Origin of the sequence: Candidatus Planktophila versatilis, from assembly GCF_002288265.1 — a bacterium.
GTDB lineage: Bacteria > Actinomycetota > Actinomycetes > Nanopelagicales > Nanopelagicaceae > Planktophila > Planktophila versatilis.
This window is the reverse complement of record NZ_CP016778.1, coordinates 568,479-586,875: the sequence shown is the minus strand read 5'-3', so window position 1 is coordinate 586,875 and position 18,397 is coordinate 568,479. Positions and strand designations below refer to the sequence as shown.

Genomic DNA, 18,397 nt, shown 5'->3' with positions numbered 1-18,397 from the left:
GTTGGGCTATGGCTAAAGAAGATGCTGCTTTTGATATTACTAGCGCGTCAACTGGCCTTTCCAAAGACCAGAGTGCGCGGCAACGTCGATATTTTCTATCCATGATGGTGCGAACAGCCTGCTTTATTTTGACTGTCCTACTACCAAGTCCGTATCGATGGTTCGCTCTCGTTGGCGCTGTCATCCTGCCCTATATTGCAGTAGTTGTTGCAAATGCTGGTCGTGAGACAGTAATTCCTGGATCAGCGATACTCAAGAAGAGGCCGCGAGGAATTGAGTAGTACAAAAAAGCGTGAGCAATTTTCGTTTTTTAAGTCAGTCATTGCGCTCGTTCTCATTGCAGGTTGTCTCTGGGCGGCGCAATGGCAATACCATCGCGGTGTTGCCCGGCACGAGAGCAATTTCATTATCGAAAAACATTCAACAATGACCCCGGTCTCACTAGCCTCAGTACAAGATCAACCAGCGAACCACGAATGGCAGCCTGTAACAACGCGCGGGCGCTTTGATCCTGACACCCAAATACTTCTCAGAAATAGATACTTCGAGGGCAAATATGGTTTTGAACTTCTCACTAAATTTAATGACACGGGTGGAAGAAGTTACTGGGTTGATTGTGGATGGGTTCAGGCAGGAAAGAACGCACAAACCAGACCTACATTGCCGAAACTTCCATCAGGTGATGTCGAAATAGTTGGACGCCTGCGATTAGATAGTTCGTTACCTCGGGGATCATTTTTTGCAATACCGACTAATTCAGATACTGGATTGGTTTCGAAGGCAAATGCTCAAGGTGGAGCTACAAGTGAAGATTTCTATCTTGACTTAGTATCTGGCTCAGATCCGGCCTTGTCACCGGCTGCACCTGCAGAACTTCCTGAACTCTCCGATGGACCCCATATGGCTTATGCGTTGCAATGGGTCTTCTTTGGTGGATTAATCGGTTACGGAAGGTTTCTCATTCGTCGTGAGGTCTTGACGCGCAAATAGTTCGGAGTAGAGACCCGCTCCTTGAATTAACTCCTCGTGCGTTCCGCGCTCAACAATCTGACCCTTTTCCAGAACCAGAATCTGATCTGCCTGCATCACTGTGCTTAATCTGTGTGCGATGACGATCGAAGTTCTACCTTTCAACGCATGACGTAGTGCTTCTTGCACAAGATCCTCGTTTTCAGAGTCCAAGTGCGCCGTTGCTTCATCAAGAATGACGATTGATGGCGCTTTAAGTAATAGCCGCGCAATAGCTAAACGCTGCTTCTCGCCACCGGAAAGTCGATGACCGCGCTCTCCCACCATGGTCTCAAAGCCATTGGGAAGTGTAGATATTAGATTCCATATTTGGGCCGACTTACACGCCTGAATCATCTCTTCCTCGGTAGCGTCTTCCTTGGCATACCGTAAATTCTCAGCGATTGTTTCGTGAAAGAGATGTGCATCCTGCATGACAACACCGATGCTATCTCTGAGTGATTGCACTGTGTAGTCGCGGATATCGCTGCCACCGATAAGAATTGCACCCTCTGTCACATCATAAAGTCTGGGCAAGAGCGCACTCATCGTGGTTTTTCCAGCACCTGATGGTCCCACGATCGCCGTCAGTGTTCCCTTTGGCGCAGTAAATGAAATTGAATTCAATATCTGTCCACTATCAACCGTCTCCGGTTTAGAGACGGATTCAAGTGAAGCCAGAGAGACTTCTTCTGCTTTTGGATAGGAAAATGAAACGTTTCTAAATTCAATGCTCAGTTCCTGTTGCTTCAGTTGCTGAGCTCCGGGGCGATCAACAATCATCGGATGAAGATCTAGCACCTCAAAAACACGTTCAAAGGAGACAAGCGCGGTCATGACATCGATGCGCACATTAGAGAGTGCAGTCAGTGGACCATAGAGCCGCGCTAATAAAGCGGTGATAGCTAGAAGTGTTCCCACCGTAATTGAGCCATCAATAGCTAGATGGCCACCAATTCCATATGCGAAGGCGGTAGCAACAGCTGCAACGCTGGTGATGCCGACAAAGAAGATGCGATTGAGCATTGCTGTTTGAATTCCAATATCGGCCACTTTACGTGCACGAGCCCGGAAGAAACCTTCTTCCTTCGCCGGCTTTCCATAAAGGGAGACCAAGAGCGCACCGGAAACATTGAATCGTTCAGTCATGGTGCTCGACATCGTTGCATTGAGATTAAAGGCATCGCGAGTGAGCGCCTGAATGCGCTTACCAACCCACTTAGTGGGAAGAAGAAAGACTGGCAGAAGTAGCAATGAGACAACTGTGATCTGCCAGGAAAGAATGAGCATCGCCGTAACAACAAGTACCAGTGAAACGACGTTGCTTACAACGCCTGAAAGGGTGCCCGTGAATGCCTGCTGGGCCCCCATGACATCTGAGTTAATTCGCGAGATGAGCGCGCCGGTCTGTGTTCGAGTAAAGAACGCAATCGACTGTCTTTGAACGTGAGCAAAAACTTGCGAACGTAAGTCATATATCAAACCTTCACCGATACGAGCAGAAAACCAACGGCCAAAGATATTAAATAGCGCATCCACAACTGCTAGTAGTCCCACCAGAAGAGCGAGCTTGGTCACCAAGGCGGGATCTTTCGGAATCACTCCTTTATCAATCAATTCGCGCAGTAAGAGTGGCGTGCTAATTATTAGGAGCGCTTCAATCACAACGGTTGCAAGAAAGATAAGAATCTGTGATTTATAGGGAGCTCCATAGGTGAAGATCCGCTTAACCGTTCCAGGCTTTAACTTCTGAGATTTCACCGATGGATCAGCGGTCATGGACCGGAAGGTCATCCAGACTGCGTGTTGAGACATAAAAAACTAAACAGTAAAGCCGAGTGCGCGCAGCTGTTCTCTGCCATCATCGGTGATTTTATCTGGGCCCCATGGCGGCATCCACACCCAGTTGATTTTCACATCATCGGTAAAAGGCTTAAGCGCCTCGCGGGTTTGATCTTCAATGACATCTTGCAGCGGGCAAGCAGCCGATGTGAGTGTCATGTTGAGTACGGCGATGTTGTTCTCATCCACCATGATGTCGTAAATCAGTCCAAGATCAACAACGTTGATTCCTAGTTCTGGGTCGACAACATCTTTCATCGCCTCGTTTACGTCTTCAATCTTTGCAACCATATCCGTATCCTACTTTCTTTTTATGAATTCTTTGCTATTGCTTGCACGGAAGCGTCTTTAAATGCCATCCAGCCTAAGAGCGCACATTTAATGCGAGCTGGGTATTGCGAAACTCCAGCCAGAGCTACCGCATCCTCCAGGAGTTCGGCATCGCCGGTTTCAGTCCCTTTGCTCTGCATCAGGTGCATAAATGCATCAGAGATTTCTTGCGCCCGATCAAGGCTCTTGCCAATGAGTAAATCGGTGAGAATCGATGTGCTTGCTTGTGAAATAGAACAGCCAACTCCATCCCAGGAAACTTCTTTCACCAGGCCCGCATCGAGAGTGACATTGAGCGTGATTTCATCGCCACAACTCGGATTAATGTGGTGAACTTGAGCATCAAAGGTTGGATTTAACTTCTTATGCTGTGGATTCTTATAGTGATCAAGGATCACTTCCTGGTAGAGATTATCTAATTGCATGGTTATCCGAAGTATTTCTGTGCGCCGCGAATGCCTGCGACTAAGGCGTCGAGATCATCTTTGGTGTTATATAGATAGAACGAAGCTCGAGTAGTAGCTGGAACACCCAATTTACGAGTGAGTGGCCATGCGCAATGATGACCAGTTCGTACTGCTATCCCCTGGCTATCAAGATATTGTCCTAAATCATGCGGGTGAATCTCCCCCACTGAGAACGAGACAATTCCGCCGCGCATATGTAGATCTTGTGGACCAATTACCTTTAAATCATCGATCGTTGAAAACTCATTAAGAAGATATTCAGTCAGAGCACGTTCGTGTTCGTGAACTTGATTCATGCCAATCTTTGTCAGATAGGTAAGCGCTGCTCCTAGTCCAACAGCTTGCGCCATATTGGGAACGCCCGCCTCAAATTTACGTGGCGCCGGTGCCCAGGTTGCAGAGGTCATCGTGACGTTTTCAATCATGGAGCCACCGGTCAGAAACGGTGGTAGTTCTGCAAGCAGCTCACTTCGTCCCCAGAAGATTCCAATGCCGGTAGGGCCGACCGTTTTATGTCCAGAAAAAGCTAGAAAATCGATACCGAGTGCTTTCACATCCACGGCCATATGCGGAACAGATTGGCAAGCATCGATCACAACAACTGCACCAACTTCATGTGCTCGCTTAACAATCTCTTCCAGCGGAATGATTGTGCCTAAAACATTTGATTGCTGAGTCAGTGCAACGACTTTCGTCTTTTCCGTAATGACCGATGCAAGATTGGAGAGATCAAGGCGTCCATCAGGGGTTACTTCAAACCACGACAGTGAGGCGCCAGTACGCGCAGCTAATTGTTGCCATGGGATGAGGTTGGCGTGGTGCTCCATCTCAGTGACGACAATTCCATCGCCGGATGAGAGGTGAAATCTATTGCCCTTTTGCGCGTTACCCATCGCATAAGAAACTAGGTTCAGCGCTTCTGTAGCACTCTTTGTGAAAACTACCTCATCAACATCAGCGTTGATAAAGCTAGCCACGATCTGACGCGCACCTTCAAGCGCGTCCGTTGCTTCTTCGGCGAGCTGATGCGCACCCCGATGAGCCGCTGCATTATGAAGTCGATAGAAATCACTTTGAGCTTCAATAACCACATTTGGTTTCTGACTAGTCGCACCTGAATCGAGGTAGACAAGGCGTTTGCCATCGCGAATCTTCCGAGAAAGAATTGGAAAATCCTGTGCGATGACAGATGCATTGAAGGACATATTAAGCGCTTACGTACTCGGCATATCCATTCGCTTCGAGTTTATCTGCTAGCTCTGGGCCACCTTCTTCAACGATGCGACCATTTGCAAACACATGTACGAAATCTGGCTTGATGTACTTCAAAATGCGTGTGTAGTGCGTAATGAGCAAGATGCCGTGGTTGTTGGCTTCTTTGGCACGAACAACACCCTCTGAAACGATACGAAGCGCATCAACATCGAGCCCAGAATCTGTCTCATCAAGAATTGCGAACTTTGGCTTGAGTAGCTCAAGCTGCATGATTTCATGGCGCTTCTTCTCGCCACCTGAGAAACCTTCGTTAACGTTGCGTTGTGCAAATGAAGAATCCATCTTTAGGCTCTCCATCGCCGCTTTAACTTCTCCGACCCATTCACGAAGCTTTGGTGCTTCACCACGTAGAGCAGTTGCTGCAGTACGTAGGAAGTTGGAGACTGAAACTCCAGGAACCTCTACCGGATATTGCATCGCTAAGAAGAGTCCAGCTTTCGCACGCTCATCAACAGTCATCTCGAGCACATCTGCGCCATCGAGTGTCACAGTTCCGCCAGTGATCGTGTATTTAGGGTGTCCGGCAATGGAGTAAGCAAGTGTTGACTTACCTGAACCGTTAGGGCCCATGATTGCGTGAGTTTCACCTGACTTAATTGTTAGGTCCACACCTTTAAGAATTTCAATTGCGCCTTGTTCGGTCTCAACAGATACTTTCAGTCCGCGAATTTCTAGAGTACTCATATCTATCTCCGTTACATCTCTACCGTGACGGAGTCTCCGTCGATGGTTACTGGGTATGACTTCACTGGTGCCACAGCTGGTGGCGTAAGGGCTTCACCCGTACGAACATCAAACTCTGCGCCATGGAGCCAGCATTCAATTTTGAATCCTTCAATATCGCCTTCAGAAAGCGAGGCTTCTGAATGGCTGCAAGTATCAGATATCGCAAAAACTTCAGAGCCCACTCGCGTAACGCAAATCGACTCGCCATTTTTTTCAATACGTAGCGGTTTTCCCTCTGTCAGAGAGGCTAGTGAGAGATCAGACATTTCACTTGCCTGCCTTTGCTAATTCGTTATCGATGCGAGTCATGATGCGATCTTGAATCTCATCGATTCCGATCTCCGAAACGATTTCATTGAAAAATCCACGAACAACAAGGCGACGAGCATCCTCCATATTGATTCCGCGAGACATGAGATAAAAGAGCTGCTCATCATCAAAACGTCCAGTTGTAGATGCGTGTCCGGCGCCAACAATTTCTCCGGTTTCAATTTCAAGATTAGGAACAGAGTCAGCGCGTGCTCCATCTGATAACAAGAGATTGCGATTAAGTTCGTAGGTATCTGTACCTTCAGCTGCGGCGCGGATAAAGACATCCCCGATCCACACAGTATGTGCCTTATCGCCTGCGAGTGCTCCCTTGTAATTAACGCGAGATTTCGCGTTCGGTACCTTGTGATCTACAAACATGCGATGCTCAAAGAATTGACCTGCAGTTGCAAAATACACTCCTGAGAGATCACATGATGCACCTGGTGCGATGAAATCAACGGTAGGAAGCAGACGAACAAGGTTGCCACCAACGGTGACAACGATTGATTTAAATGTTGCATCGCGATCCACGATTGCGTGATGTCGACCCGCATGAATTGTCTGTGCGCCCCACTCTTGCAAGCTGATCAAAGTCAGATGGGCCCCTGGGCCTACCTGGATCTCTAAGTCTTCTGCCAGATGAGTATCGCCGGTATTTTCAATGATGACGGTAGCTTTGGCGTGGGTACCAACTTTGATCAGTACTCGAGCAAACTCTGCGGTATCTAGAGCACCTGCTGTGCGGCCTAGAAAGATTGGGCTCGCAACTTCAGCGTTGGATGAAATCTCAAGAATCGTTCCCTGATCTGTGAATTCACGAATTCGATTAACAATCGCATCATCAGTCTCGGTCACTGCCGTGATTGTTGTGCGGGTTAAAGAGACTCCTGAAGGTAGGTCGCCTTTTGCGATGAGTGAATTACGCAGAACAGGTGTAGCTGTTCCATCGTGCATTCCACCTAATCGTTTCAGGGGGGTAAAGCGCCACGCTTCTTCCCGACCGGAAGGGGTGTGCTTTTCCAGAATATTTGATTGCAGTGTTGTCATTATCCGACAGCACCTTCCATCTGCAATTCGATCAGGCGGTTAAGTTCAAGTGCGTACTCCATTGGAAGTTCGCGGGCGATTGGTTCGATAAATCCACGAACAATCATTGCCATCGCTTCATCCTCATTAAGTCCACGTGACATGAGATAGAACAGCTGATCATCTGAAATCTTTGAGACAGTTGCTTCGTGACCCATTGAGACATCATCTTCGCGAATATCTACATACGGGTATGTGTCAGAACGCGAAATGGTATCTACCAGCAGCGCATCACATTTAACTGTGCTTGCTGAGTGATGAGCGCCTTCTTGAACCTGAACGAGTCCGCGATAAGAGGTACGACCTCCCCCGCGGGCAACTGATTTAGAGATTACCGAAGAAGATGTATATGGCGCAGCATGAACCATCTTTGCACCCGAATCTTGGTGTTGACCAGGACCGGCAAATGCAAGTGAGAGAGTCTCACCCTTTGCGTGAGGACCCATCAACATTACAGCTGGATACTTCATGGTGACCTTTGAGCCAATATTTCCATCAACCCATTCCATCGTTGCACCTTCGGCACATGTGGCGCGCTTTGTTACCAAGTTATAAACGTTATTCGACCAGTTCTGAATCGTTGTGTAACGAACGCGGGCACCCTTCTTAACGATGATTTCAACTACTGCTGAGTGAAGTGAATCTGACTTATAGATGGGAGCGGTGCAACCTTCAACATAGTGAATGTATGAATCTTCATCAGCGATAATAAGAGTGCGCTCGAATTGACCCATGTTCTCAGTGTTGATGCGGAAATATGCCTGCAATGGAATATCCACATGGACACCCTTAGGAACATAAATAAATGAACCACCAGACCAGACAGAGGTGTTGAGAGCTGCGAACTTATTATCCCCAACCGGAATAACGGTTCCGAAATACTCTTTGAAGAGTTCTGGGTGCTGCTTTAGGCCGCTATCGGTATCAAGGAAGATCACGCCTTGCTTCTCAAGGTCTTCCCGGATTGAGTGATAGACAACTTCAGATTCATACTGGGCTGCAACACCAGAAACTAGGCGTTGCTTTTCTGCCTCTGGGATACCAAGGCGATCGTATGTGTTCTTAATGTCATCTGGAAGGTCATCCCAGGTAGCTGCCTGCTTCTCAGTAGAGCGCACGAAGTACTTAATGGTGTCAAAGAAAATACCTGAGAGATCTGAACCCCATGATGGCATTGGCTTCTTATAGAAGAGATCCAGGCCTTTCAGGCGCAGGTCAAGCATCCACTGTGGCTCTGATTTCTTAGAGCTAATATCGCGAACTACCTCTTCACTCAGACCACGCTTTGCATTAGATCCGGCATCGTTGCTATCTGACCAGCCGTACTCGTAATTTCCGAGGCCTTCGAGTTCTGGATGTGCTGTTGTCATTTGTGTGCCTTTCCAGCGGTAGTTGTAACTTTCTTATTACTGACAGTCTTTGGAATATAAGTAGTACACACGCCATCGCCATGGGCAATCGTTGCCAGTCGTTGCACGTGTGTTCCTAGAATCTTGGAGAAGATTTCGGTCTCGGTCTCGCATAGTTGGGGGAATTCAGCGGCCACGTGTGCGATTGGGCAGTGGTGCTGACAGAGTTGTTCACCATTGGCATGGGTTTCAATGCTTGCCGCATAACCTTGCTCGGTTAAGAAAGTTGCCAGCGCTTCTGTTTTATTCGGCGACTTAGCCAGGGCCACAGTTGCTTTGCGTTCAATGTCATCTGCGCGAGATTGGGCAAAGGCATAGACCTGATGTTCTCCGGATTGCGATGACATGAATTTCAACGCGGCAACAGCTAAGTCATCGTAGGAATGCTCAAACTGTTCCCGACCAGCATCGGTCATCACGAAAACTTTTGAAGGCCGACCGCGTCCTCGCGTAAGAGCCACATGCGGATCGCGCGCTTCCAGAATTCCATCGGCTACGAGAATTTCAAGATGGCGGCGAATGCCTGGAGGCGTAAGTCTGAGTCTGGCGCCAAGAATTACCGCAGTGGAGGGACCATTTTCTAGAACCGAGCGCGCTACAGCATCACGTGTACTGAGGTCATCGATTTTCACAACACTATTGTGTCGTAATTCCCTCGCCCTTGCCACTCGAGCCGGCGCGTCCTACTGATGTGTAGGTCATAGGCTACGCAGCGTGAGTAAATCCGGGACGATTGCAAATCGCCTACTGCCAACCCTCACCGGCCTCCTGCTCTTTCTTCAATCAGCCTTAGTCGTGACCGGAGGAGCGGTGCGCGTGACCGGCTCGGGTTTGGGATGTCCCACCTGGCCAGAGTGCGTGCCCGGCTCTTATCTACCAGTTGAAGGACAAGCTGAAGGCGCCTTTCATGCATGGATTGAATTCGGAAATCGCTTACTCACATTCGCACTGCTCTTTGCTGCTCTTGCAACCTTTATTGCCGTGTTTCGCAGCAGACGTCGCGACCTAAGATTTTTGGCTGCCACTCAAATTTTGGGAATTTTAGGCCAAGGAGTCCTGGGTGGAATTACAGTACTAACTGATCTGAACCCACTAGCTGTGGCATCGCACTTTATTCTTTCAATAGCACTGATTGCCGCAGCTACATCACTGCATTCGCGGAGACATCATCCGCAAGTGCGAACATCTGCATCTCAGGTGAGAATTTCACGCTTTTCTTTACTGCACCTAACTCTGGCATTTGTCGCAATTGCTATTGGCACACTAGTCACGGGATCTGGACCGCATGCCGGTGATGTCGATGCCCCTCGTCTAGATTTCGGTATCACTACCATCACTCGTTTTCATAGTGCCGCGGTCTGGCTCTTAATTGTTGTTACCGTTCTCTTCTTCCTCTCACCTAATCTACGTTTTGAGACCAAACGTTGGATTAAGATATTTTTTATTCTGACACTTCTTCAAGGCCTCCTTGGGTATATTCAATACTTTCTAGGAGTGCCAGAAGGCTTAGTGATGCTGCACTTACTTGGTTCCGTTCTCGTCTGGATTACGGCATGGCGAATCCGGCTTTCAGTTGTACGTAAACACGCATAAGGAGAAGAGAGATGACACAGATAGCTGGTTGGACCGAACTCGATGATCGCGCGGTTGCATATGCTCGCGCCCTCGCGATGGATGCGGTACAAAAAGTCGGAAATGGCCATCCCGGAACCGCGATGGCACTCGCGCCAGTGGCATATAACTTATTTCAACGACATCTCGTGCATGATCCGGCCAACCCGCATTGGTTAGGCCGCGATCGCTTCATTCTCTCTTGCGGTCATTCATCACTAACGCTTTACACCCAACTCTTCTTCAGCGGCTACGGGCTTGAGATGCAAGATATGCAGTCATTTAGAACTTTTGATTCATTGACACCAGGACATCCGGAATACGGCCACACGGTGGGAGTTGAAATGACAACCGGTCCACTCGGCGCTGGAGTTGCAACCGCTGTCGGCTTTGCCATGGCTGCGCGCTATGAACGTGGACTTCTGGACCCTGAAGCACCTGCTGGCCAATCTCTCTTTGATCACTCCATCTGGGTTATCTGTTCTGATGGTGATCTACAAGAAGGTGTATCAGGTGAAGCATCCTCACTTGCCGGAACGCAAGCACTCGGTAATCTCAATATTATTTATGATGATAATCGCATCTCAATTGAAGGCGATACCCACGTTGCCTTTACCGAAGATGTTGCTGCGCGCTATCGCGCATATGGCTGGGACGTGCACGAAGTCTCTGCACTACCTGATGGCAACATTAATCTCGGTGCACTAGATAAGGCGATGATTGCTGCGAAGAGCAACACTGCCAAGCCATCTCTGATTCGCATGCACTCTGTTATCGCCTGGCCTGCCCCTAAGTTGCGTGGCACTGCCAAGTCTCACGGTTCAGCTCTTGGAGATGAAGAGATTGCCGCAACTAAGGTTGAGTTGGGGCTTAATCCAGAAGAAAGGTTTGCAATGCCGGCAGAAGTTTTTGCCCATGTTCGCGCTGTGAAAGATCGCGGCGCAGCAGCGCATGCCATGTGGAGTAAGAAATTCACTGAGTGGAAGTCAGCCCATCCAGCACGCGCAGAACTGCTTGCCCGCCTTGTCACAAAAGAACTGCCGAAAGGCTGGGATAAGGATCTTCCTGTCTTTGAAAGTGGAAAAGAAGTTGCCACTCGCGCCGCTTCCGGACAAGTCATCAACGCCATTGCAAAGGTGCTTCCTGAATTCTGGGGCGGATCTGCAGACTTAGCAGATAGTAATAACACCACTATTGAAGGTGGAAATTCATTCTTGCCAGCAACAAGTGCGATGAAGAACGCCGACCCTTATGGTCGCATTATTCACTTCGGTATTCGCGAGCATGCGATGGGCTCCATCCTTAACGGAATAACTCTGCATGGTCTTACTCGTTCCTTCGGTGGAACATTTGCAGTCTTTAGCGACTATATGAGACCTGCTGTGCGCCTGGCAGCTCTCATGGATATTCCCAGCACATTTATCTGGACACATGATTCGATTGGCTTAGGCGAAGATGGCCCTACACATCAACCGATAGAACATTTTGCAGCGCTGCGCGCTATTCCAAACTTTGCCGTCATTCGTCCGGCAGATGCTAATGAAGTTACCCAAGCGTGGCGCTCAATCCTCACACGACAAGAGCCCGCCGGCATCCTCCTGTCTCGTCAAAATTTACGTACAGTTGATCGCACGACCCATGGCGCCGCAACCGGGGTCGATCTGGGCGCCTATATTTTGAAGGAAGCCTCTTCTGCACCAAAGATTGTCATCATCGCAACCGGCTCAGAGGTCGGCATCGCACTCGATGTTCAGCTCGCTTTGGAAAAGGATGGGCACTCCACTCGCGTTGTGAGTGCGCCCTGCCTGGAATGGTTTAACGAGCAGACCCCTGCATATCGAGAATCTGTACTGCCAATGAAATCATTGCGCGTGAGTATTGAGGCAGGAATAGCTCAAGGTTGGCGTGAATACGTTGGTGATAGCGGTGTGATTATCTCGCTCGACCACTTCGGTGCATCAGCTTCGGGCAATAAGCTCTTTACCGAATTTGGTTTTACACCCGATGCAATTGTCAGTACGGTCAAGAAGGCACTGGGCTAGATGAAGTTATCTGGGCGCGCACTTTCCAAGGTCGATCGCCAATCTGAACTCTATAAATCTTTAGCGAAAGCGCATGTAAAGATTGCGGCGAAGGATGCAAACACATGGGGCGCAGCTGCCGCCGCAGAAGCTGCCATTCGTTTGAACTGGGTTGATTTACCAACAACTTCCGCCGCCTTACTCCCCCAGCTAGATGCTCTAGCTCAGAAATTCTCCTCACTCTCCCGCATCATTCTCTGCGGAATGGGAGGCTCTTCACTTGGCCCTGAGGTCATCGCTCAGACTTACAAAAATGATGTTTTTATCTTCGACTCAACTGATCCGAACTATGCCGTGCACGCACTCAACGGTGATTTGAGTAAGACACTGGTGATTGTGAGTTCTAAATCTGGTTCCACAATTGAAACAGCTTCACAACGCGCTCTCTTAGCGCAGAAGTTTGAAGACGCTGGACTAAAGCCCGTCGACCATTTCCTTTTTGTGACTGACCCTGGCTCTCCCCTAGATGTTGATGCGCGCGCGCAAGGCTTCACAGTTCTCAATGCCGACCCTCAGGTCGGTGGAAGATTTAGTGTGCTTGGCGCCTTCGGACTGGCACCTTCTGCGCTATCTGGTTCACCCGTGAAATCACTCCTTGAAGAATCTCGTATTGAAAAGGAGTCTTTCCTCGCGGAAGCCCAACCAGTACTCGATACCGCTTATCTCTTGGCGACTCAAAGTGAGCAATACATCGGCTTCACTGATGCGCAATCAGATATGCCTGGCTTATCAGATTGGATTGAGCAACTGATTGCAGAATCAACTGGGAAGAACTCAGTCGGGCGCCTGCCGATAGTCACAGAAAACACTACTAACGCTGCAATCGGCGGTGCTTTCACAGTGAGCTATTGCGGCAACGAAACTGATTTAGTTGTCGAAGGCGCACTCGGTGCTCACTTTATTTTCTGGGAATGGGTCACAGCACTCCTCGGCCTCGCTCTTAAAATTGATCCCTTCAACCAACCCAATGTCACCGAAGCTAAAGAACAGACATCTGCCTGTTTAGCAGAATGGAAGAACGAACTTCCAGAGCTAAAGCCTCGGCAAGTAGATGCCGGTGTTGAAATCTTTGGGGAAGGCCAATCACTCACAGATGCGCTGGCAACTTTTATCGAAGATGTAAAAGAAGGTGGCTACATCGCGATCATGGCCTACCTAGATCGCCGAGATGATAAGAAGATTGCAGAGCTGCGATCAATTCTGGCATCCAAATCAGGACGACCAACATCTTTTGGCTGGGGTCCACGATTCCTGCACTCCACGGGACAGTTTCATAAAGGTGGACAGCAAAATGGTTCCTTCTTACAGATTACCGGTGAGACACATACTGACTACCAAATTCCAGGTAAAGAGTTTTCGCTGCGCACGCTATTGATGGCGCAAGCGATAGGTGATAACCGCGCACTTGCGGCAAGAAAATACCCACTCTTACGTCTGCATCTGCAGAACCGCAAAGTGGGTATTGATCAGATTCTCGCAGCTGCGAAAAATCTTTAATCTAAATCTTTATTCGATATCGTCGCCGCGAAGTTTGCGCAAGGCATCTTCAAGAATCTTTTCGCCTTCTTTATCTGTGCGTCTTTCCTTCACATAAGCAAGGTGAGTCTTATAAGGAACATTGACAACCGCTGATGGTGGATTCGCTTTATCGCGACCTGCCGGAAGGCCGCACTTAGGGCAATCCCATTGGTCCGGAATGACGACCGTCTCTTCAACTGCAAAAGAAGGTCTTACCTCATGGGCATTTGCACACCAATACGAAACGGTGGCGCGTTCAATCTGATCTCCGCGCTCGGCCTCGCCCATTGGGCCAGCACCGACACGACTGCCGCGAATTGCACTTGCCATGAATTAACCTTTCAAAACAAGAGAGAGAGCTACGACACCGGCGAACCAGAGGCCACCAACGACAATGGTGATGCGATCAAGATTTTTTTCAACTACAGAAGATCCTCCGTAGTTAGAAGAGATTCCGCCGCCGAAGAGATCAGAGAGTCCTGATCCTTTGCCCTTATGGAGTAAAACCAAGAGAATCATCAAGAAACTGGTGATGACGAGAAAGATTGAAAGCGCTAAAGCCACGGTGAAACTCCTCTAGAGGTAGGGGAACAGGATACCCGAATGAATGGGAAACTCTTGAATCACGCCTGGGCGTGGAACTTGGCAATCTTTGCCAGCTCTTCTGGGTCAAGGCTTGCTCCCCCAATGAGGGCGCCATCGACATCGGCCTGCTTCATGATCTCTGCAATGTTGGAAGATTTCACTGAACCGCCGTAGAGGATTCTCATATTTGCAGCAATCTCTGACGAACCTATCTGCTCAATCTCTTCCCGGATAGCCGCACATACTTCTTGTGCATCTTCTGGTGTGGCACTCTTGCCAGTTCCAATTGCCCATACTGGTTCATAGGCAATCACAATTTTCTTTAGCTCTGGTTTATGAAATCCCTCTAGACCTGCCCGCACTTGGCGGATGACATGTGAAACGTGAGCACCTGATTCGCGCACTGGTAGATCTTCGCCGACACAGAAGATTGGCGTGAGCTCATGGGTAAGTGCCGCCCTGATTTTACGATTAATAAGTGCATCATCTTCATGATGGATGGCGCGTCGTTCGGAGTGACCAATCACAACAAAGGTGCAGCCTAATTTTGCGAGCATCGAGCCAGAGATATCACCGGTGAAAGCACCAGATGCTTCCGGCGAGAGATCTTGCGCGCCATATTGCAGACGAAGACGATCACCATCGACCATGGTCTGAATGGACCGGATATCGGTAAAGGGAGGAATAATTGCAACATCGACTTCGTCGTAATCTTTATCGGCAAGTGAGTAGACGAGTTTTTGAGCAACTGCAATCGCCTCAAGGTGATTGAGGTTCATCTTCCAGTTGCCCGCCATTAACGGTTTACGCATTTGGTTCTCCTTTGGTGTCGAATGCTACAGATCAAGTGCGGTCAGACCAGGGAGCTCTTTACCTTCAAGGTATTCAAGTGATGCTCCGCCGCCTGTTGAGATATAGCCAAATTGGGAATCTTCGAATCCAAGTGCTCGAACTGCCGCCGCGGAATCGCCACCACCAACTACTGAAATTCCAGAGACTTCAGTCAGCGCTTGTGCGATGACTTTGGTTCCGGCTGCAAATTTAGGAAATTCAAAGACGCCCATCGGACCATTCCAAAAAACTGTTTTGCAATTCTTAATCGCCGCTGCGAATGCAGCAGCTGACTCCGGACCGATATCAAGTCCCATCTGATTATTCGGAATCGCATCCGAGCTGACTAACGTCGGTGTTGCATCGGCTGAAAATGTGGGAGCGATAACGATATCTGTGGGGATTAATAACTTAACTCCAGAGTCTTCGGCCTGCTTAATCAACCCTTTGACGGTATCAATCAGATCTACTTCAACGAGTGAAGTTCCAATTTCCTTGCCTTGCGCAGCTAAGAAGGTAAAGAGCATTCCTCCGCCAATGGCCATTACGTCTACCTTTCCAAGTAGGTTAGCAATCACACCTATCTTGTCGGAAACCTTCGACCCACCAAGGACAACTCCATAAGGACGCACCGGATCAACGGTGAGTTTTTTCAACACTTCAACTTCGGCAGATACCAAGGTTCCTGCTGCATGAGGCATCAACTTAGGAAGATCAAATACCGAAGCATGTTTACGGTGCACAGCGCCAAAGCCATCGCCCACATAGATATCAGCTAACTTCGCTAGCTCTGTGGCCAAAGCTAAACGTTCGCTCTCATCTTTAGATGTCTCAGCTGATGCGAAGCGAATGTTTTCCAGAAGCAAAATCTCTCCGGGTGCAAGGGATTGCGCCTTTGCTGTGACATCGGCTCCCGTAATTGCCGGGATAAATTGCACCGGTTTTCCAAGCAATTCAGCTAAACGCACCGCTACTGGAGCTAGTGAAAGTTCTGGTTTTACTTCACCCTTGGGGCGACCTAGATGTGCTGCGATAACAATGCTCGCGCCTTTTGCAAGGAGTGCGTTAATTGTTGGTAGCGATGCGCGGATACGACCGTCATCTGTGATCTTTGATTCCTTTAAAGGAACGTTGAGATCACACCGGAGAAATACCCGCTTACCTGCCACATCTAGATCGACCAATGAAGTCATTAGAGAGATTTACCAACATATCCCACTAGGTCAACTAGTCGGTTTGAGTAACCCCATTCGTTGTCATACCAACCAACAACTTTGACTTGATTTCCGATTACCTTAGTCAGGCCGGAATCGAAGATACAAGAAGATGGATCGGTGACGATATCTGAAGAGACGATTGGATCTTCAGTGTATGAAAGAAATCCCTTGAGTGCTCCATTAGAAGCTGCCTTCATCGCAGCATTAATCTCGGCAACGCTCGCCTCTTTTGCGAGTTCAACTGTGAGGTCGGTAGCTGACCCTGTTGGAACTGGAACGCGCATCGCATATCCATCGAGCTTGCCCTTGAGCTCTGGCAGAACGAGCGAGATCGCTTTTGCTGCGCCAGTAGATGTAGGAATCATATTTGTGGCAGCTGCGCGGGAACGACGGAGATCCTTATGAGGGAAATCAAGGATTACCTGGTCATTGGTATAGGCGTGAATAGTGGTCATCAAACCCTTAACAATTCCCCAGTTATCGTGAAGAACTTTAGCCATCGGAGCTAGGCAGTTTGTTGTGCAGGATGCATTTGAAATCACATGATGGCTAGCTGGGTCATACTTATCATGGTTCACACCCATCACGATGGTGATGTCTTCATCTGAAGCTGGCGCTGAGATAATTACCTTCTTAGCACCGGCTGTGATGTGCTTCTTGGCATCTGCTGCCTTGGTGAAGTGGCCGGTTGATTCAATAACGATATCTGCCTTAACCGAAGCCCATGGAAGATTTGCTGGGTCACGATCTGCAAATACGGCGAATGTTTTTCCGCCCACGGTCATGCTGTCATCGGTATATGTGACATCAAGACCAAGGCGTCCCAAGATTGAGTCATATTTGAGTAGATGTGCCAGTGTTGCATTATCAGTCAGGTCATTAATACCTACGATATTGATATTTGGGTTGGTGAGTGCGGCACGGAAAAAGTTACGTCCAATGCGTCCAAAACCATTAATTCCGACATTAATCATGTGAAACCTCTTTTACATTGTTTATTGCCCCAGATAAAGGTGGCTGTTTTTAACGCCACAACGCTGGGGGCTTAGTGCGCACTCTACCAGTGCTCTAGCTGCTACTCCCCGGTTGCGTGCACGCAACCGCGCATCTTTAACCTGTTATTCACCCAATAAGTCAGGTGATAATCCAGCCTCGGTGTCCGGGATACCTAATTCACCGGCACGTTTATCGGCCATGGCCAGCAACCGACGAATACGCCCAGCAATTGCATCCTTGGTCATAGGTGGTGTTGCAAGTGATCCAAGTTCTTCCAAGCTTGCCTGTCCATGTGAAATGCGTAGTTCACCAGCTTCTTTAAGGTGATCTGGTATTTCACTTCCAAGTATCTCCATCGCGCGTTGCACACGAGCTGCTGCCGCAACGGCCGCGCGCGCAGAGCGCCGCAGATTGGCATCATCAAAGTTTGCAAGTCTGTTTGCGGTAGCGCGAACTTCCCGGCGCATACGCCTTTCTTCCCAAGCGAGCACACTTTCATGCGCACCTAAGCGAGTAAGTAAAACGCCGATGGCATCGCCATCTCGAATAACAACACGATCGACTCCGCGCACTTCTCGAGCTTTGGCCACGATATTCAGGCGGCGAGCTGCGCCAACAAGGGCAAGTGCTGCCTCTGGTCCGGGACAGGTAATTTCAAGTGATGAGGAGCGACCAGGTTCGGTGAGCGAACCATGAGCGATAAAGGCACCACGCCATGCTGCTTCGGCATCACAGACATTTGCGGCAACCACTTGTGGTGGAAGTCCGCGCACCGGGCGACCGTTGGCATCAATCAAACCTGTTTGGCGAGCAAGAGCATCACCTGATTCAATAACACGAACTACGTAACGTGAACCTTTACGTAGGCCACTGGACGAAAGAACTGCCAAATCACTATCGTGACCGTAGATGTCGGCGATATCTTTCTTCAGCCGTCTAGCACTCTGGGATGTGTCGAGCTCGACTTCAATAACTACCTTGCCAGCGGCGATATGAAGCCCACCTGCAAAACGAAGTAGCGATGAGACTTCGGCCTTTCGGCAACAAGGCTTGGTTACCGAAAGACGACTGAGCTCGTCTTTGACTGCAGCGGTCATTGCCAT

At 49.0% G+C, this 18,397-nt stretch carries 20 protein-coding genes; 5 read left to right on the top strand and 15 right to left on the bottom strand.

Features of this window, described 5'->3' with window-relative positions:
* Positions 1-8 precede the first annotated feature (8 nt).
* Together A1sIIB76_RS02975 and A1sIIB76_RS02970 are read left to right on the top strand one after the other, a co-directional pair.
* Positions 9-281 carry a DUF3099 domain-containing protein gene (locus A1sIIB76_RS02975; protein WP_095693593.1) on the top strand — a complete coding sequence of 91 codons (273 nt, stop codon included), beginning with the start codon at positions 9-11 and terminating at the stop codon, positions 279-281.
* Positions 274-990, top strand: a complete 717-nt coding sequence (locus tag A1sIIB76_RS02970) for an SURF1 family protein (RefSeq protein WP_095696993.1) — start codon at positions 274-276, stop codon at positions 988-990. The genes A1sIIB76_RS02975 and A1sIIB76_RS02970 overlap by 8 nt, the downstream gene beginning before the upstream one ends.
* Here A1sIIB76_RS02970 and A1sIIB76_RS02965 read toward each other — a convergent pair.
* From A1sIIB76_RS02965 to A1sIIB76_RS02925, 9 genes are read right to left on the bottom strand one after another with little or no spacing between them, the layout of a single operon-like run.
* Entirely contained in the window at positions 937-2,823 is a 1,887-nt protein-coding gene (locus A1sIIB76_RS02965; protein ID WP_095696992.1) for an ABC transporter ATP-binding protein, read from the bottom strand. The genes A1sIIB76_RS02970 and A1sIIB76_RS02965 overlap by 54 nt on opposite strands.
* A 6-nt stretch (positions 2,824-2,829) precedes the next feature.
* Complete coding sequence (locus A1sIIB76_RS02960; protein WP_095674752.1) at positions 2,830-3,141, bottom strand: metal-sulfur cluster assembly factor; 312 nt, start codon at positions 3,139-3,141, stop codon at positions 2,830-2,832.
* Between the two features lie 20 nt (positions 3,142-3,161).
* A complete protein-coding gene (gene sufU, locus A1sIIB76_RS02955; RefSeq protein WP_095684658.1) occupies positions 3,162-3,605 on the bottom strand; it encodes a Fe-S cluster assembly sulfur transfer protein SufU in 444 nt (147 codons plus the stop codon).
* 2 nt (positions 3,606-3,607) lie between these two features.
* Positions 3,608-4,852 (bottom strand): cysteine desulfurase, encoded by a 1,245-nt coding sequence (locus A1sIIB76_RS02950; RefSeq protein ID WP_095696991.1) that lies wholly within the window; start codon positions 4,850-4,852, stop codon positions 3,608-3,610.
* A 1-nt stretch (position 4,853) separates the two neighbouring features.
* Positions 4,854-5,606 carry a Fe-S cluster assembly ATPase SufC gene (gene sufC, locus A1sIIB76_RS02945; protein ID WP_095696990.1) on the bottom strand — a complete coding sequence of 251 codons (753 nt, stop codon included), beginning with the start codon at positions 5,604-5,606 and terminating at the stop codon, positions 4,854-4,856.
* 11 nt (positions 5,607-5,617) lie between these two features.
* Entirely contained in the window at positions 5,618-5,914 is a 297-nt protein-coding gene (locus A1sIIB76_RS02940; protein WP_095674748.1) for a non-heme iron oxygenase ferredoxin subunit, read from the bottom strand.
* Position 5,915: 1 nt separating this feature from the next.
* Positions 5,916-7,007, bottom strand: a complete 1,092-nt coding sequence (sufD, locus tag A1sIIB76_RS02935; protein ID WP_095696989.1) for a Fe-S cluster assembly protein SufD — start codon at positions 7,005-7,007, stop codon at positions 5,916-5,918.
* Positions 7,007-8,416 carry a Fe-S cluster assembly protein SufB gene (gene sufB, locus A1sIIB76_RS02930; RefSeq protein ID WP_095696988.1) on the bottom strand — a complete coding sequence of 470 codons (1,410 nt, stop codon included), beginning with the start codon at positions 8,414-8,416 and terminating at the stop codon, positions 7,007-7,009. The genes sufD and sufB overlap by 1 nt, the downstream gene beginning before the upstream one ends.
* Entirely contained in the window at positions 8,413-9,123 is a 711-nt protein-coding gene (locus A1sIIB76_RS02925) for a helix-turn-helix transcriptional regulator (RefSeq protein WP_095696987.1), read from the bottom strand. Before A1sIIB76_RS02925 ends, sufB begins: the two co-directional genes overlap by 4 nt.
* 46 nt (positions 9,124-9,169) lie before the next feature.
* Here A1sIIB76_RS02925 and A1sIIB76_RS02920 point away from each other — a divergent pair, with 46 nt between their 5' ends.
* From A1sIIB76_RS02920 to A1sIIB76_RS02910, 3 genes are read left to right on the top strand one after another with little or no spacing between them, the layout of a single operon-like run.
* The gene (locus tag A1sIIB76_RS02920) at positions 9,170-10,048 is read left to right on the top strand and encodes a COX15/CtaA family protein (protein ID WP_223298793.1); all 879 of its coding nucleotides are present in this window, start codon (positions 9,170-9,172) and stop codon (positions 10,046-10,048) included.
* Between the two features lie 11 nt (positions 10,049-10,059).
* Complete coding sequence (gene tkt, locus A1sIIB76_RS02915; protein WP_095696986.1) at positions 10,060-12,108, top strand: transketolase; 2,049 nt, start codon at positions 10,060-10,062, stop codon at positions 12,106-12,108.
* On the top strand, positions 12,109-13,644 hold the full coding sequence (locus A1sIIB76_RS02910; protein WP_095696985.1) for a hypothetical protein: 1,536 nt from the start codon (positions 12,109-12,111) through the stop codon (positions 13,642-13,644). It abuts the gene before it with no gap.
* A 9-nt stretch (positions 13,645-13,653) separates the two neighbouring features.
* Here the strand turns inward: A1sIIB76_RS02910 and A1sIIB76_RS02905 are convergent, their stop codons facing one another.
* From A1sIIB76_RS02905 to whiA, 6 genes are all read right to left on the bottom strand, one after another.
* Positions 13,654-13,995, bottom strand: a complete 342-nt coding sequence (locus tag A1sIIB76_RS02905) for an RNA polymerase-binding protein RbpA (protein WP_095674742.1) — start codon at positions 13,993-13,995, stop codon at positions 13,654-13,656.
* 3 nt (positions 13,996-13,998) lie between these two features.
* Positions 13,999-14,229, bottom strand: coding sequence for a preprotein translocase subunit SecG (gene secG, locus A1sIIB76_RS02900; RefSeq protein WP_095674741.1), 231 nt, complete (start codon positions 14,227-14,229; stop codon positions 13,999-14,001).
* A 59-nt stretch (positions 14,230-14,288) separates the two neighbouring features.
* Positions 14,289-15,062 carry a triose-phosphate isomerase gene (gene tpiA, locus A1sIIB76_RS02895; protein WP_095696984.1) on the bottom strand — a complete coding sequence of 258 codons (774 nt, stop codon included), beginning with the start codon at positions 15,060-15,062 and terminating at the stop codon, positions 14,289-14,291.
* 24 nt (positions 15,063-15,086) lie between these two features.
* Positions 15,087-16,274 carry a phosphoglycerate kinase gene (locus A1sIIB76_RS02890; protein WP_095696983.1) on the bottom strand — a complete coding sequence of 396 codons (1,188 nt, stop codon included), beginning with the start codon at positions 16,272-16,274 and terminating at the stop codon, positions 15,087-15,089.
* Positions 16,274-17,272: a type I glyceraldehyde-3-phosphate dehydrogenase gene (gene gap / locus A1sIIB76_RS02885; protein ID WP_095696982.1), complete on the bottom strand. Its 999-nt coding sequence runs from the start codon at positions 17,270-17,272 to the stop codon at positions 16,274-16,276. Before gap ends, A1sIIB76_RS02890 begins: the two co-directional genes overlap by 1 nt.
* A gap of 144 nt (positions 17,273-17,416) precedes the next feature.
* The gene (gene whiA / locus A1sIIB76_RS02880; RefSeq protein WP_095674737.1) at positions 17,417-18,397 is read right to left on the bottom strand and encodes a DNA-binding protein WhiA; all 981 of its coding nucleotides are present in this window, start codon (positions 18,395-18,397) and stop codon (positions 17,417-17,419) included.